This window comes from Psychrobacter cibarius (assembly GCA_030686115.1).
Taxonomy (GTDB): domain Bacteria; phylum Pseudomonadota; class Gammaproteobacteria; order Pseudomonadales; family Moraxellaceae; genus Psychrobacter; species Psychrobacter cibarius_C.
The window spans coordinates 2,762,467-2,779,074 of the sequence record CP131612.1 but is presented as its reverse complement, the minus strand read 5'-3'; the positions used below and the strand labels follow the sequence as shown (position 1 = coordinate 2,779,074).

The following is a 16,608-nucleotide window of genomic DNA, read 5'->3' as shown; positions in this document are numbered from 1 at the left end:
GTGTTTTTATCGAATTGTGCTTTTTAGCTTGAAATTTTCTGCTGCGCCCCTATTAGTATAAACAGCTTAGCGATATTCGAAATTGAACTGCTTAATTTATAGCTGAGTAGAGAAAGTTGAATGCTTGCTATTTTATGATACGTTTTTGACATAAATTAAAGGAGTTTTTTATGAGTGAACAGACCCCAGTTGATAACCAAAAAGTTGATAGCATCAATGTTAATAAAAGCAGCCCTGAATTAAAAAAACATACCTTTGAGGCGGAAGTAGCGCAACTGCTACATCTAGTCACCCATTCGCTTTATTCTAATTCTGATATCTTTGTGCGTGAGCTGGTTTCAAACGCCTCTGATGCTTGTGATAAATTGCGCTTTGAAGCGACCAATGATGACAGTCTTTATGAAGACGATGGTGAGCTAAAAATTCGCATTGCGGTCGATGAAAATGCCAAAACCATCACCTTTACCGATAATGGTATTGGTATGAATGAAGCAGATGCCATTGAAAACTTGGGTACGATTGCCAAGTCCGGTACTAAAGCATTTTTAGACAAGCTGTCTGAATCACAAAAGCAAGATGGTCAATTAATCGGACAGTTTGGGGTTGGCTTCTATTCAGGTTTTATCGTTGCCGATACGATTAGCGTCGAATCACGCAAAGCGGGCGAACCTGCGGATAAAGGCGTACGATGGGTATCTGATGGTACCGGTAGCTTTACGGTTGAACCTATCACGAAAGAAACTCGTGGCACCGCCATTACTTTGCATTTAAAAGAGCAATATAGTGAGGGCGAAGACAGCTATTTAGACCGTGGCAAAATTAAGCAGTTGGTTAATAAATACTCAGACCATATCAGCTTACCGATTCAGATGCGTAAAGAAGTTTGGCAAGAAGATGTCAAAGAAGATGAGAACGACGACGCACCTGCTGGTGGCGAGATGGTATTGACCGATGAATGGGAAACTATCAATAAAGCCAGCGCGCTATGGACACGTTCAGCCTCTGAGATTGAAGATGATGAGTATGTCGATTTCTACAAAAACATCACTTATGATATGGATGCGCCACTCGCATGGACGCATAACCGTGTCGAAGGTCGCGTTCAGTATACTCAGCTGCTATATATTCCGAAAAAAGCCCCTGTCGATTTATATACTCGTGACCAGCAGCATGGCCTAAAGCTATACGTGAAGCGCGTCTTTATTATGGATGAAGCTGAGCAATTATTGCCAATGTACCTGCGTTTCGTCAAAGGGGTCATTGATTCAGCAGACTTGCCATTGAATGTCAGCCGCGAGCTATTACAAGAGTCGCGTGATGTGAAATCAATCCGTGATGGTAACGCCCGTCGTATTTTGACTTTGCTCGCCAGTCTTGCCAACAGTGAAGACAGTGATAAGCAAGAAAAATTCGCGCAATTCTATGCTGAATTTGGTGATGTTATCAAAGAAGGCGTTGGCGAAGACATGGGCAATCAAGAACGTATTGCCAAATTGCTGCGTTATGCAACCAGTACTCAGGATAGTGTGACGACCAGCTTTGAAGACTATAAAGCGCGTATGAAAGAGGGTCAAAAAGCCATTTATTATTTAACGGCTGACAATCTAGCGGCTGCTAAAAACAGCCCACAACTTGAGCTGTTTAAAAAGAAAGGCATCGAAGTTATTTTGATGACCAGCCGTGTTGATGAGTGGGCGATGAATTTCTTGACCTCATTTGATGAGACACCGCTACAAAACGTTGCCAAAGGTGCCGTTGATTTGGGCGACTTGCAAGACGAAGCCGAAAAAGCTGAAGCTGAAAAAGCGCAAGAAACCATGAAGCCAGTCGTTGATAAACTTAAAGCAGCGTTAGGCGAACGTGCCAAAGATGTGAAAGTATCGACGCGTTTGGTTGATAGTCCTGCCTGCTTGGTCGTTGGTGAAGGTGAGCTATCACCACAAATGATTCAGATGCTTAAACAAATGGGTCAAGATGTGCCAGAAAGCAAGCCGACATTAGAGGTCAACCCTGATCATCCATTGATTAAAAAGCTAGAGACTAGCGAGCAATCTGACGTCGATTTTGATAAATTGGCGCAAGTTATTTTTGACCAAGCATTGTTAGCAGATGGCGGTCAGTTAGATGATCCAGCCGCTTATCTAAAACGTGTGAATGAGCTTTTGATGAGATAGTAGTGAGTCTTTGATACAGTCATTATTGAGAAAAAAGGAGGTCTTGGATTCAAGATCTCCTTTTTTATATGTTCTTAGCCAAATTTAAGCGAATTTTACAAATCAGCCTTATCCTCTTGACCGACAATCCGTTACAATCGCGTTATATTAGCGAGCTAAACTGTTTAGTCATATTTTTAGTCTTTGCTATTCGTCTCTTAAAATCATCTCATTGTGAATTGCATGTAATCTTGATGTCCATATGCTATATAAAAAATGTGAATTAATGACATTTTGTAGGTAGCTGCACACCAAAAATCATCATCAACTCACTTTCTTTTCTCGACTGGCTAGAGGTTTAAGTCTTTGTCACTTGCGTCGTTAAAAACCGTATCGCTTCAGCGTTTTTCGCTCAATTTCGCTGCCAATATTATTGCAACCTTGTGGATGCTAGTAGGGTCGACGCGCGCGTTTTCTTGGGTAAAACCTACCTTTATCCAGTTTGCCGTATTTGCACTATTGGCACTCGGTAGTAATGTACTGTTTTCTTGGTTAGCCGCGGAAAATGGCAGTATCTTTAATGAGCAAGGGTTGGTCAGCTACTTGATTTGGCCGATGATAATTTTATTGGGCGGCATCATTTTGGCACGGCGTTCTGGCAATCAAACGTTGGTGTTTGTGCCTGTGGTATTGTGGTTAGTGGCTGATACCTTATCTGCACTATTACAAAGTTTGGTGCAGTTTTTGGGCAGTTATGGTTGGTTGCCAGATTGGAGCTATTCACTTTTACCCATACTGTTTTTGGTGCTGTTTTTATGGCAGACGTTGGCATTATTATGGATTTTTTCTCGTCGTCTACGCATACCGTGGTGGGAGCGGGTCATTGTATTGGTAGGTGCAGTCGCACTGTTGACGATTTGGCAGCGTAATGTCGCGGATCAACCTATATTTAAGCAGATTCCTGTAGAGCCTGTTTTAGCTGAAGCGGCATTATACGAGCAGCCTCGTTTGTTACAGCAAGCATTAAATAGTATCGATCCTAGCACTTCGGGCAAGACCGACTGGTATTTTATGGGTGTGGCAGGCTTCTCTGGTCAAGATGTCTTTCGCTCTGAGATTAATAAAGTGCGTGAGCTGTTCGATGTGCGTTTTGGTACTAGTGGACATTCACTCTCGTTGATCAACAATACTTATAGTTGGCTTGATGAGCCAATCGCTACCAAAACCAGCATTCTGCGTGGATTAAAGAAAATTGGTCAGCAGATGAATGCCGATGAAGATGTGTTATTCCTAACCTTGTCTTCACACGGCAACGAAAATATCATTCAATTAGCAAATCCACCATTAGCAATGGAGAATCTAGATGCCGCATGGTTACGGGAGGCGCTAGACGCTTCAGGTATTCGCTGGCGGGTGATTGTGGTATCTGCTTGCTATTCAGGCTCATTTATCGATGAATTGGCCTCCCCAACCACGGTGGTGATTACCGCATCAGCGGCGGATAAGGCATCGTTTGGCTGTACCAATACTGCTGAGATGACCTATTTTGGGCAAGCGTTTTTTGCTGAAAGCCTGCGTGGCAATACCAGTTTTGAATCTGCCTTTAAAGATGCCCGTTTGCGTGTGAATGAGCGTGAAAGTGCGATGGGTTTTGAACCCTCAGAGCCGCAGATGGTGATTGGTAGTCTGATGGAGACTGCTTTGCCAGCATTCGAACAAGTATTGTTTGATAAAACCCGACCACCAGTCGCCAGCATTATTAATGACAGTGATTCTATCGCCATTAATATCGTAGAGGATAGTGCTTCTGGTCAGCCAGTGGCTAATACTGCGATCACGGCCAATTAACAACTAACAGTAAATCCAAAACCCGCAACCCAAAAATCACGATGAGCCGTATTAAGCTCGTTCAGTCTAGAATCTGTAATACTGACACTCGCTTTCCTTACTACTTTAATTCTTGTGAATGGTATAATGATTGAGTACTAAGTGAGTTTGGAGAAGTGCTAGTATTACTTTACCAATGCTTTTTATAAGTCATCGTGTACTTTACTTTGGATAAAAAGGATGTCGCTTATGAACAACTCTTATAAACACAGTTTATCTACCAATTCAAAAATCACGCAGATCAGCGTCAACCGCTGTTTCGATGGTGAGCAGCATTACTATAGCCATCAATCATCATCGACCAAAACGCCGATGACCTTTAGCATTTATCTGCCAGATGAAGCGCTTGCTGGTCGCCGTTGTCCAGCGATTCTATATTTATCAGGTCTCACTTGCAATGCTGATAATGTCACCCACAAAGCGCATTTTCAGCAAAAATGCAGCGAGCTTGGCATGATATTTATCGCCCCTGATACATCACCTCGAAGTAGTGATGACAGCGATGTGCCAAACGACGACCGCTATTTTGTCGGTCAGGGTGCCAGCTATTATGTCGATGCGACGCAAGCACCTTGGTCAGAGCATTTTAATATGCAAAGCTATATCGTTGATGAGTTATATGACTTGTTACGCTCAGAATTTCCTATTGACAGTATCGGCGTGACAGGGCATTCGATGGGCGGTCACGGAGCATTACTATTGGGCTTTAAGTTTCCAGGCAAGTTTGCGAGTGTCTCAGCTTTATCGCCTGTGTGCGCGGCCAGTGAGTCGGCATGGGGGCAAGCCGCTTATACAGAATACTTCGGCGATGATAAATCACGATGGGCGCAGGCAGATGCTGCGCAGATGATTGAAAAATCGGGGCAGCAGTATGCAAGTATCTTGGTGGATCAAGGCGCGGCTGACAATTTTTTAGCAGAGGGTCAACTGCAAACCACCAAATTACAACGCGCTTGTGACAAAGCCAATCAGCCCTTAACCTTGCGTTATCAGGCGGGTCACGATCATAGCTACTATTTTATCCAAACGGTGATTAACGATCATATCGAACATCACTGGCGTATGGCACAAATGAGCTAAGCCCAGTATTAGAATGATGCTCTGATCGATAAATTGACAGACAGTTACGCTGATTATTTAGTCAAGCGTACTTATTGATATAAAATAGATTAATATAAAATAAAAATTGGCTAAGTATCTGTTAAGCATCTTTAAAGGTAAGGTTTTATGGCAAATAATCTGACAGCATTAGTAGTCGATGGTTTGGCTTGTAAGCAGCAAACCGTTCAGTCATCGCTTGCGACCATGCAAGCCGATATGACCGCGGCTCTAAAAAATAATCAGCATGCTGATATTAGTACTGAATCAAATGACAGACAGACACGTTCAGATGAGCTTATCGCAACTGTAGTCAATGAGTCGGGTGATAAAGTGCTAGATGACGCGCAAATCTCACGAGTGATAGAAATGGCGTGGGAGGACAGAACACCGTTTGGGGCGATAGAGCATAGCTATGGTCTTAATGAAGCAGGCGTGATTAAGCTGATGCGCCAAGCGCTAAAGCCGTCGTCTTTTCGCTTATGGCGTCAGCGCGTGAGCAATCGCGCTACCAAACACCAAGCTAAGCGAGGCTTCGATGTCGGTCGTGCTTATTGCAAAACCCAGTATAAGCAGCGCTAGTGGTTTGAGTTCTTAATATTATTGCTTTAAAGGCTCAGTTTTTTTAAGTCAGTCCTTAATTTCTTTTTATTTTATTCGTATTTTATTTCAACAGAATCAGGTAGCTCAACTATGATTATTCCTTCTAAACCTTATCTTATCGCCCCATCAATACTCTCAGCTGATTTTGCACGTTTAGGTGAAGAAGTTGAAAGGGTGTTGGAATCAGGTGCTGATGTGATTCATTTTGATGTAATGGACAACCATTATGTACCCAATCTCACCTTTGGCAGTATGATTTGTAAGGCGCTGCGTGATTATGGGATTGATGCACCAATCGATGTGCATTTGATGGTATCACCAGTTGACGGCATGATTGAGCAGTTTTTGGAAGCAGGTGCGAGTGTTATCACTTTTCATCCAGAAGCCAGTGGGCATATTGATCGCTCTTTACAGCTGATCAAAGATGGCGGTGCTGAATGTGGTTTAGTATTGAATCCAGCAACGCCATTACATTATTTAGACTATGTGATGGACAAGGTAGATCAAATTTTATTGATGAGCGTCAACCCAGGTTTTGGCGGTCAGTCATTTATTGAAGGGACGTTAGAAAAAGTGCGCCAAGTCCGTCAGCGCATCATCACCAGTGGTCGTGATATCAGATTAGAAGTAGATGGCGGTATCAAAGCCAGTAATATTCGAGCCATTGCCGAAGCGGGTGCTGATATGTTTGTGGCAGGGTCGGCGATCTTTAACCAAGATGACTATAAAGTGGCTATTGATGCTATGCGTGCTGAGCTGGCTTTGGCTAATGGTAACGAATAACCACGGTCTTATGTGATTAGTAAATACGTTCATCAGTCATTTTCGTCATAAAAGAATAGTAGCAAAATGTGCTGTATAACGGATAACGATGCATAACGGCAAGTTACGTAAAGGTGAAATATGGACACAAAAAACTCAATCAATTCGTCAGAATCACCTGAGTCAGAGCAAAGCATTGAGCAGCCAATTCAGAATTAGACACAGCAACGCAGCTTGGTGCCAAAGGGTATTACTATTGGCTTGGCTGTATTTGCCTTGGTTCTAAGTCTGGCAGGTTACGGCTTTCGGCTAATGGTGGGTGATGATACTGGTGAAGTATTACGTCATGCTGCGGTCATTGTGCCTGCATTTATGCTGGGCATTCCCCTGTTTTTTTGGGTAGGTTCGAAGATACTTAACAAAGTTAAAGGCATGCATATAGAGAGCTGGAATGCTATTAGCTTGGGCTATTTGACGTCTTGTATATCGATGCTATGGTTGATGGGTACTTACAGTTAGAGTCTTATGAACAGAGATAAAGCTGTTTGATAAATAGTGCACTGCAATATTTATGATAGGCTGTTTTTATACAATTTTTAATTATTAAGTCACGCGCTACAAGCGTGACTGGAATTTTACATGAGAATCATACCTACCAAGATTGCCAATATCATCTATCCAAAAGATCTACCCAATGGCTTATTCACCAGCTTAATTATCGCCTGTTTGCTGCTAGGACTGGCATCATTGCGTAACGGTACTGATTTACAAGGCTGGCTCAATGTCATCGAAAACTGGCTGCTTATGCTGTTGATATTTCCGACCGCCACCGCCACTGTAGCATTACCGTTTAAATATCGAGATCCGACATTAGAGTTAAAGCTCATGTATTATCTCGGCATGTTTGTTGCCTTCTTATTTACTGTGGCAAAATTACGCTACTGGCGCTAATACTATTAGTGATAGCACACCTAAAAAGCCTTTATGTAGAAGACTTATGTGACAAGCCTTGAATTTCAAGACCAAAGCGTCCATTGTATGACTAAGATAGTTTTACCCGTATTACTGTAAAACAATAATGTTGCGACGCGCGATTTTTCTTGCAAGTATTAGACGGGACAATGAGGAACCAATTCATGCCATACGATATCGATAATGATATAGAAGTAGATAACGAAAGTACGGATCAATTTGCAGGATTTGCTAAAGAGACTACCCTTGAGTTGGTAGAGGCAGAAGATGGTCGCTTATTGTTACGTGACGCGGAACAAGACGAAGCGCCGCTGATGACCATTGATTTTTCTGAAAAGCTTAAAGAGCTGCTCGGTAGTGACACCCAAGCGATAGGTCAGCATATGATTCATGCCGCGATTCAGGTCATTATGCAAAAGCAGATGAGCCAATGGCATGCGCATGTTTATGACAAAGAGCCGACGCACTATAGTTAGTGATGAGTTGCTGTTAAGCTGGCTGGCTAGCAGTAGTCAATTAAAATAATCATCATGAAAAGTAGCAAGCATAAAAAAGGGTATATCAATTGATATACCCTTTTTTTTCAAATAACTTATATATAGAAAGTATATTCTATATATAACAGTAATTATTTGATTTTAGCTTCTTTAAACATCACGTGCTGACGAATTTTTGGATCGAATTTCTTCATTTCCATTTTGCCAGGCATAGTGCGTTTGTTTTTAGTAGTGGTGTAGTAATACCCAGTACCAGCTGTTGATACTAATTTAATTTTATCTCTCATGATAGCTTTCCTGTAAATGAGGGGTCTTCAAACGATAGGTACGGATCTAAAATATTGAGTCGCTACAAATGTAATGATGTAGCAGAAAAGCAGCTTAAATGACGAAAATTATCGAGATATTAAGCTGCCAGTCTTAACTTATACTTTTTGACCTTGTGCGCGCATATCTGCTAGCACTTTATCGATACCAAGTTTGTCAATAGTGCGCATACCTTTGGTAGACACACGTAGACGTACAAAACGATTTTCAGACTCTACCCAAAAACGATGGTTATGAAGGTTTGGTAGAAAGCGACGACGGGTTTTGTTGTTTGCGTGCGAAACATTATTACCCACCATAGGGCGCTTTCCAGTCACTTGGCAAACTCGAGACATGGCGAACTCCTAATCTATGAGGTATGAGTTTTTCTCATACCAGTCTGGGCAAGTTGCACGTTTTTGCGGCATGGACACAGCAAGCGGCAGCTTTGCACCAAACAAAACTATATGAATGTTGAGTTGATATTGCTGTTATCTAAAGGCAAATAACAAGCGTACCAATTCAGAAAATTTTAAAGCCGACATTTATACCATAAAAGAGATGAATACTCAAATATTTTTATGATTATTGTCGATCTAAAGGATGGCTATTATACCCTGAAATTCGCTGGCTATGTTGTTGATTATTTAATAGTAAAGATTAATTTTTAGTTGTAAGTTATAACAAAAGTCAGTAAAGTTGCTGTTATATATTTAATACAATCTGTTAATACAACGAGTGTTAATGTAAATCTATGTATCATTACCAATCTATTATGATTCTGTGTAATGATTTTTGTTTATTTGCTCAAATAAATTACTGCTGACGCGGAGTCCAAAACATGTCATATAGCTCATTACCTTTTACCTCTAAATTATTTCAGCTTACGGCGTTAACAATATCACTAACTCTAGCTGGATGTGGTGGAGGTGGCGGTGATACTGTGGATTCTGTTGCACCAGCGCCTGATATTGGATTGGTTCCAGTAGTTCCTGATAATCAAAATCCTGGTGATCAAGGTTCAGGCGATCAAGAAGAGTCAACGATTAAAGCAAGCGAAATATACATATTATCTAACTATACTAGTATTAACGTAAATATGGCAAAAGACACTTCTATAAAAATAGAGGCGCTTATACTAGATGATAATAACGGTGTGTTAGACAATAAGACCGTTACCTTTAAGATCACTGATCCTAAAGCTACAGGGCTGTTTAGCACTTCTAGCTCTAGAGTTGTTACTGACGAAAAAGGTAGGGCAGTTATTGAGCTGCAAGCAACAAATAAGTTGACTGCAGCTCAAAGTGATTTCCTTATTAAAACTGGTTTAACAGTAGAAGTTAGCGTTGATGGTATTCAGCAATCTATCACCCTATTCGGAAAAGAAAATAATACCAATACTCAAAAAGATGATGTTTATGATGTGTTTATTTCATCTGATAAAACTGAGTTATTGACCGGTGCAGATACAGCAACAGTAAATATTAGAGTTACTGATAAAAAAGGCGGTATTGTTGCAGGTGTTCCTGTGATTATAGGCATCACTGATGCTGCATTATATGGCTTGTCTCTAAGCAGTCCTTCTAAGCAAGTCACTAATGAGCAGGGGCTTATCGCTGTTCAGCTAGTACAGAGCAGAGTAAGTATCGACGCTCAATTAAACCATGAGAGTCTACTAACCATCGTTGTTGATGATGAAAAGAATAGTATCGTTGAGCAAAGTTTTCCTATTATAGTGTCAGGTACTCGTGCGAGTAATGTGGTATCTTCCAAAAACATAGTAAGTACAGGAGAGAATTTCTCAGTATCTGGGCAAATTCTTGACGGTGCAGCGAAGCCTATCAATCGTGCAAATGTAGTGTTATATAATAATAACGTAGAAGTAAGTACTGGTAGCACTGACAATAATGGTAATTTTAGATTTGATTTAAACTCTGCTACGTTAAAAACTTCAGATGATGACAGTTATGTATTTAGTATTGAGATTAAGGGTACTGAGAGTAGTCAGCGCATTTCTAACATACTGACGGTAGGGTCTGCTGTCAGCTCAAGTATGAATTTTGCACAAACTACTGATATCGTAGTTGGGGTCAGAAAGAAAATAACCTTGAATGTTCCCGATGGTAGCAACGGTGATGATGTTGTTATCTCAACTAATAAAGGTAAAGTGTTTGAGAGCATGAATGAAGCTGAAAGCCTAGGTAGCTCTCGTCGCATACTAAAAGTGGCAAATAAAAAGGTTGAGTTCTTCATTGAATCTAATGTACCTGATAGCGCCACGATAACTGCCACACATAAGCGTACAGGACAACCAGATAACACCAAAGAAACCGTGCTAAGCTTTGTATCTATTAGCCCTACTAAGCTGCTGCTACAAACTGAGCGTTCAGTACTAAGTATTGGCGGTTCCACTGAAGTGATTGCTCGTGTATTAGATAATGATGATGCACCAGTGAAAAATGCTATCGTACAGTTTACGACGACTAAGGATGCATCTGGAGGTAGTTTAGGGCAAGGGATTGCTTATACTGATAGTAGTGGTTTAGCAAAAGTTGTCTATAACGCAGGACAGAACCCTACTAAGACAGATGGTGTCATCATAGAAGCTGAAGTAAGATTGATCGAGTTGCCAGACGGCAAAGAGAAGCCAGTTAGTGTCACACTTGCAGAAACAAAGCTTTCAGTGCAGACCAGATCAACATTTATCAGCTTTGCTTTTGCTGATAAAATATCTGCTGGTGATCGTCAAGTATATTATTATCAAAAAGGTTCAATTAGTGTGCTTAATAGCACTGGTAAACCAGCAATTAATCAGCCAGTATCTATTAACTTGAATCCTGATAGTTACCTAAAAGGTGGATTTGATATTGGTAGAAATATATTTGGCGACAAAGTTTGGATTCGAAATCCACTTTTCTCTTGCCAAAATGAAGACGTTAATAACAATGGTATATTAGATCCAGGTGAAGATTTTAACGGTAATGGACAACTAGATCCTATCAACGTCGCAGCAGTACTTGATAAAGATGGCAATGAAGTTAGTTCTAGTCAAAATTTTAATTTTATAACGGATGGCGCTGGTAAAGTTGATTTTTCAATACGTTATCCAAAAGAGTATGCAGAATGGTATAAAGCAAAAGTTACCGTCAATACTAGCGTAGATGGTAGTGAGTCACAGCAGTCTCGTGCAATAAGCTTCCCAGTTCTCATAGATGATGTTGATATTAGTGAGCCAATACGTCCGAATTGGGTTAGTCCATTTGGTGTTGAAGCCTGCACAAGTCGCAACTAAGTCAGTTTTAAGCTAAGTGATATTAAATTATGAACAAAACCCTCAACCTCGCGTTGGGGGTTTTCGTATTTATAACCTCAATAACGAAATACAACCAACTCAATCAGCAAAGTTAGGTAAAAGCGATTAGAATAGTCGGTTTCCTATGCTAATGACCGTATTGAAAGTCAGTAGCAAGTTTAATTTTTTGATTGGGCGCACTATGTCAGACACTGCAACGATTACTTCAGCAAAAAACTCATCTCATAAACTATCTAATAACCTGTCTAACAAGACGACAATCGATACTGCCACGCTATTGATTAAATGCCGTGATCAAGCCGGTATCGTGCAAGCGGTATCTGAGTTCATCCATCGCTATGGCGCTAATATCATCACTCTCGATCAGTATTCAACTGCTCATGAGGGTGGTCAATATTTTATGCGTTTAGAGTTTGCTTTAGCAGGATTGAGCGAGATTATTGAGAATTTTGAAGCCAGTTTTGCGCATACGGTAGCCAAGCGCCATAACATGGCTTGGCGTTTACATGATAATGCGATTAAGACGAAAGTTGGGATTTTAGTTTCCAAGTTTGATCATGCATTGTTGGATTTGTTATGGCGTCATCAGCGTGGATTGCTCGATTGCGAGATTACCTCTGTTGTTAGTAATCACGAAGACTTGCGCCAATCGGTAGAGAACTTCGGTATTACTTTCCATCATGTGCCAGTGACCAAAGACAATAAATCAGAGGCAGAAGAGCAAATTCATGAGTTGATGGAAGGCAATGATTTGCTAGTGTTGGCGCGTTATATGCAGATATTATCGTCTGATTTTGTCAAGCGATGGCCGATGCAAGTCATTAATATTCACCATTCATTTTTGCCTGCATTTGTGGGAGCTGACCCTTATCGTCAGGCTTATGATAAAGGTGTGAAACTCATTGGCGCGACCGCGCATTACGTCACCGCTGAGCTTGATCAAGGCCCTATCATTGAGCAAGATGTACACCGAGTCACTCACCGTCAAGGTGTGACCGAGCTGCGCGCTATTGGTCGTGATATCGAGCGTAATGTCTTGGCACGCGCTGTGAACTGGCATGTACAAAACCGCGTGATTGTAGCGGGTAATAAAACCGTGGTTTTTAATTAGCCTCTAATTAGAGCTATTTCAAATTGAAAAGTGCTGGTTAACATAAGGTTAAAAAAAGCCGTGAGTATTATTCATTAATACTCACGGCTTTTTTCTGGACCTATTGCAGAGCTGATTTTATATCAGCATCTCTAACACAAACTTGCTGCCTACAAAGCCAATGGCTAATAGGATAAAAGCATAGATAGTCATATTGGCGGCACGTTTGCCCCGCCATCCAGCACGCCAGTTACCGACCAGTAGCGCCCCAAACAATAACCAAGACAGCAGGCTAAACACGGTCTTATGCACAATATGCTGCGCCATCAAATCCTCTACATAGATAAAGCCAATGCCCAATGCGATACTTAGTAGGACAAAACCGACCAATAGCATATCGAATAATAGACTCTCCATACTTTGTAGTGATGGTAGTTTATTGACCCAAAAGCGATGAATAGAGTGGTGCTTGAGTTCGCGTATTTGTAGGCGCAAAAATAGCGCTTGCACCGCTGCCATCAGCAGCACACAATAGGCGGCAAGTGATAGTAATATATGAGCTTCAAGCCCAATACTGATATTCGTAATGGGTTGATAAGGCGCACGGCCAATATAGCCAATTGTTAACCCTACCAATGCTGTTGGCGCTGCCAGTATGCCCAGACTGACAATAGGGCGATATAAACAAAATAAAAAATAGAAGAACAAAAAGAACAAGCTGATTAGGCTAATGATATTAAAAAGATTGAAGTTTAGCCCGTAAAGCGTCACAACATAAGGATAAAGTAGCGCCGCATGCGCGAGCATGCCGACCATCAATAATCCCAAGCTGATGCCTTTATGGATAGGCTTATCCCGAGTCAGTGCCCAACTAAGGTAAGCGCTGACTAAGATATAGGCTAGGCTAGCAAGTAAGAATGCAAAGTGCACAGATAGAATGCCTCATCTCATACTGAGCGTAAAATAGCCGCTCAATTTAATGCTAAAGTGGTATTATCGGAATGATTAGAATAATCGTCCAATTTATCATAAAATGGGTGCCAATTGAGCACCAACTTGCTTATTCCTTATAAATGCTTGGCCAAGTTTGCTTGAATAAGCGCTAATATGCCTAGCTTGTAAAGCGATTGTCTATAAGTCATAAAGCGCCGCGCCAAGCTTTGGTAATGCTGTATTTGCAAAACCAATATAATTTTGGCATCTTCTTGGTGCTATAGTGTTGATAATAGACTGTTTTTTATCATTGTTTTTATGAAGATACGATTAAATACTTTACAGTATTCCCTAATAATATTTATCCGCCATTTAAGCTGAAGCCAGTTTTAGCTAAGTATTGTTTTAAGTAAGCATTATTTTAAGTAAATATTGTTTTCACCAAGAATTATTTTAACTGAGAGTTATTTATGTTTGATACCTTAACAGAACGCTTATCGTCGAGCCTGCGTAATATCGCAGGAACTGGGCAGTTGACCGAAGACAACATCAAAGATACCCTGCGTGAAGTGCGTATGGCGCTACTAGAAGCCGACGTCGCGCTACCCGTCACCCGTGACTTTGTGAAGCGCGTCAAAGAGCAAGCGCTTGGTGCAGAAGTACTCAAAGAGTTAGCGCCAGGGCAAGCCTTTGTCAAAATCGTCCATGACGAACTGACCGAAATGATGGGCAGTGCCAATCAGCAGCTTGAGATGACGGGTAAGCCGCCAGTTGTTTATTTACTGGCTGGTTTGCAAGGTGCAGGTAAAACCACCACGGCTGGTAAATTGGCGAAGTTTTTACAAGAGCGCCATAAGAAAAAAGTCATGCTAGTATCCGCTGACGTCTATCGTCCAGCGGCGATTGCTCAGCTTGAGCAAGTGGCAGGTCAAGTGAATGCCAAGTTTGTTAATTCAAGTAGCGACGAAAACCCGATTGATATTGCCTTACGTGCTATCGAAGAAGCAAAGATTCAGTACCAAGATATTTTGATTATTGATACCGCTGGTCGTCTGGCTATCGATGAGACTATGATGGCTGAGATTAAGGCGTTAACTGCAGCGGTAAATCCGTCTGAAACGCTATTCGTCGTCGATGCGATGACTGGTCAAGATGCGGCCAACACTGCCAAAGCCTTTAATGATGCGCTGCCATTAACAGGTGTGATTTTAACCAAGACTGACGGTGATGCTCGCGGCGGTGCGGCACTTTCTGTACGTGCGATTACTGGCAAGCCGATTAAGTTTTTAGGTCGCGGTGAAAAATTAGACGCGTTAGAGCTGTTCCATCCTGAACGTATCGCTCAGCGTATTCTTGGTATGGGTGACGTACTGAGTTTGGTCGAAGAAGTTGAACAAAAAATCGACCGTGATAAAGCCGAAAAAATGGCGAAAAAGATGCAAAAAGGCGGCGATTTCGACCTTGAGGATCTATTGACCCAATTCCAACAAATGAAAAGCATGGGCGGCATGGCAGGCTTCTTAGATAAGATGCCAGGTATGGGCGGCTCGGATATGCAAAAAGCAGTCGAAGATGCTAAGCCAGAAGAAAAAGTACGTGAGATGGAAGCGTTGATTAATTCGATGACGCCATTTGAGCGCAAAAATCCCGATAAAATTAACCCAAGCCGTAAGCGCCGTATTGCCGCAGGTTCGGGACGTGAGATTCAAGACGTCAATCGTTTGCTCAAACAACACAAGCAAATGGCAAAAATGATGAAAATGATCTCTAAGCCTGAAGGCATCAGTAAAATGATGAAATCGATGCAAGGGTTAATGGGTGGCGGCGGTGCTGGTGGCGGCGGTGGCGGTCCTTTATTTGGTGGCGGCGGTCAGCAAGGCGGCGTCAAGGATGTGAATCCACAACAAATGGCTAAGCAGATGGGTCTGGATCCAAACAACATGCCAAGCACCGAAGAGATGCAAAAACAAATGCAGGAAATGCAGAATCAAGCGCCAAAAAAGTTTAAAACCCGTTTTTAATTGATAGATGCTTAGATTGCTATAGTATTGAATTCTTAATGAAAACCCCAAGGTGCCAGTCGCTTTGGGTTTTTTTATGTCTGTCATGTTCCCATAAATATTGATGGATTAAGTATGAAAATTTAGAAATTAATAAAATTTGCCTATCCTAAATGCTATGATAGGCGCTGTTTTATAATGCTAAGTGAATAGGCCGAGGTTATGATGTTTTTAGCAATGGATACCGTGTTTGATCAGTGTTCGATCGCGATTTTAGATGCCAGTGGTCAAGTGCTATCGAGTCATACGGAGACGGGCAAACGCCAGCAAACCCAGCAAATTCTACCGATGATTGACGCCGCTTTGTCCGAGGCTAAGCTCAACCTTACTGATTTACAAGCCTTGATATTTAACCGTGGTCCTGGTGCCTTTAGTGGCATACGGATTAATACGGCAGTAGTACAAGCATTGTCTGTCGCCCATGATATTCCTTGTGTCGGAGTCTCAAGCTTACAAGCGATTGCGCAAGCGGCGTATCAAAAATATGGTGTGACCGAAGTGTATAGCGCCCTTGATGCGCGTATGCAGCAAGTTTATTTTGGGCAATATGTGCTAATAGAAAACCTTATGCAGGCGGTTAATCAAGAAAATGGCGAAGATACCGAGCAGTTGCTCGATTATGACAGCCAGACGGTGCTTAATATTCCCATTGCTGGCAATGGTGCGCCGTTATTAATATTACATGACGGTCAGATCATTCAGGCAGATATTCACCCTGACGCTACTGTGATAGGGCAGCTTGGTATTGCTCAATTTATGGAGACAGGCGGCACAGAAGCCTCGCAAGCGTTACCAAAGTATCTGCGCAATCAAGCGTGGAAAACACTTAAAGAACAAGGTAAGGCGTAACCATCATATTAATGCCAGCCATTATCAGTGCTATATAAAATATAAAATATAAAAACACTCTAAAACGCTATTAGCCAATAGATCC

Annotated in this window: 15 protein-coding genes; 12 read left to right on the top strand and 3 right to left on the bottom strand. The window is 41.6% G+C overall.

Features of this window, described 5'->3' with window-relative positions; genetic code table 11:
• Positions 1-170 precede the first annotated feature (170 nt).
• From htpG to Q6344_11795, 8 genes are all read left to right on the top strand, one after another.
• Positions 171-2,174 (top strand): molecular chaperone HtpG, encoded by a 2,004-nt coding sequence (htpG, locus tag Q6344_11830; protein WLG13280.1) that lies wholly within the window; start codon positions 171-173, stop codon positions 2,172-2,174.
• 345 nt (positions 2,175-2,519) lie between these two features.
• A complete protein-coding gene (locus Q6344_11825) occupies positions 2,520-4,001 on the top strand; it encodes a C13 family peptidase (GenBank protein ID WLG13279.1) in 1,482 nt (493 codons plus the stop codon).
• Positions 4,002-4,229: 228 nt separating this feature from the next.
• The gene (fghA, locus tag Q6344_11820; protein WLG13278.1) at positions 4,230-5,120 is read left to right on the top strand and encodes an S-formylglutathione hydrolase; all 891 of its coding nucleotides are present in this window, start codon (positions 4,230-4,232) and stop codon (positions 5,118-5,120) included.
• 387 nt (positions 5,121-5,507) lie between these two features.
• The gene (locus tag Q6344_11815; protein WLG15209.1) at positions 5,508-5,720 is read left to right on the top strand and encodes a TIGR03643 family protein; all 213 of its coding nucleotides are present in this window, start codon (positions 5,508-5,510) and stop codon (positions 5,718-5,720) included.
• Positions 5,721-5,831: 111 nt separating this feature from the next.
• Positions 5,832-6,524 (top strand): ribulose-phosphate 3-epimerase, encoded by a 693-nt coding sequence (gene rpe / locus Q6344_11810; protein WLG13277.1) that lies wholly within the window; start codon positions 5,832-5,834, stop codon positions 6,522-6,524.
• Positions 6,525-6,740: 216 nt separating this feature from the next.
• Complete coding sequence (locus Q6344_11805) at positions 6,741-7,022, top strand: hypothetical protein (GenBank protein WLG13276.1); 282 nt, start codon at positions 6,741-6,743, stop codon at positions 7,020-7,022.
• A 120-nt stretch (positions 7,023-7,142) separates the two neighbouring features.
• On the top strand, positions 7,143-7,454 hold the full coding sequence (locus tag Q6344_11800) for a hypothetical protein (protein WLG13275.1): 312 nt from the start codon (positions 7,143-7,145) through the stop codon (positions 7,452-7,454).
• A 185-nt stretch (positions 7,455-7,639) separates the two neighbouring features.
• Entirely contained in the window at positions 7,640-7,951 is a 312-nt protein-coding gene (locus tag Q6344_11795; protein ID WLG13274.1) for a hypothetical protein, read from the top strand.
• A 152-nt stretch (positions 7,952-8,103) separates the two neighbouring features.
• On the opposite strand, the gene rpmG is transcribed toward Q6344_11795, so the two are convergent.
• Positions 8,104-8,259 carry a 50S ribosomal protein L33 gene (gene rpmG, locus Q6344_11790; protein ID WLG13273.1) on the bottom strand — a complete coding sequence of 52 codons (156 nt, stop codon included), beginning with the start codon at positions 8,257-8,259 and terminating at the stop codon, positions 8,104-8,106.
• A 138-nt stretch (positions 8,260-8,397) separates the two neighbouring features.
• Positions 8,398-8,634 carry a 50S ribosomal protein L28 gene (gene rpmB, locus Q6344_11785; GenBank protein ID WLG13272.1) on the bottom strand — a complete coding sequence of 79 codons (237 nt, stop codon included), beginning with the start codon at positions 8,632-8,634 and terminating at the stop codon, positions 8,398-8,400.
• A gap of 485 nt (positions 8,635-9,119) precedes the next feature.
• Here rpmB and Q6344_11780 point away from each other — a divergent pair, with 485 nt between their 5' ends.
• Positions 9,120-11,570, top strand: a complete 2,451-nt coding sequence (locus Q6344_11780) for a hypothetical protein (GenBank protein WLG13271.1) — start codon at positions 9,120-9,122, stop codon at positions 11,568-11,570.
• A gap of 202 nt (positions 11,571-11,772) precedes the next feature.
• Complete coding sequence (gene purU, locus Q6344_11775) at positions 11,773-12,702, top strand: formyltetrahydrofolate deformylase (protein ID WLG13270.1); 930 nt, start codon at positions 11,773-11,775, stop codon at positions 12,700-12,702.
• A 117-nt stretch (positions 12,703-12,819) separates the two neighbouring features.
• Here purU and ccsA read toward each other — a convergent pair whose 3' ends face one another.
• Complete coding sequence (gene ccsA, locus Q6344_11770; protein ID WLG13269.1) at positions 12,820-13,611, bottom strand: cytochrome c biogenesis protein CcsA; 792 nt, start codon at positions 13,609-13,611, stop codon at positions 12,820-12,822.
• Positions 13,612-14,084: 473 nt separating this feature from the next.
• On the opposite strand from ccsA, the gene ffh reads away from it, so the two are divergent.
• Positions 14,085-15,635 carry a signal recognition particle protein gene (gene ffh, locus Q6344_11765; GenBank protein WLG13268.1) on the top strand — a complete coding sequence of 517 codons (1,551 nt, stop codon included), beginning with the start codon at positions 14,085-14,087 and terminating at the stop codon, positions 15,633-15,635.
• A 204-nt stretch (positions 15,636-15,839) separates the two neighbouring features.
• A complete protein-coding gene (gene tsaB, locus Q6344_11760) occupies positions 15,840-16,523 on the top strand; it encodes a tRNA (adenosine(37)-N6)-threonylcarbamoyltransferase complex dimerization subunit type 1 TsaB (protein WLG15208.1) in 684 nt (227 codons plus the stop codon).
• Positions 16,524-16,608: the final 85 nt, after the last annotated feature.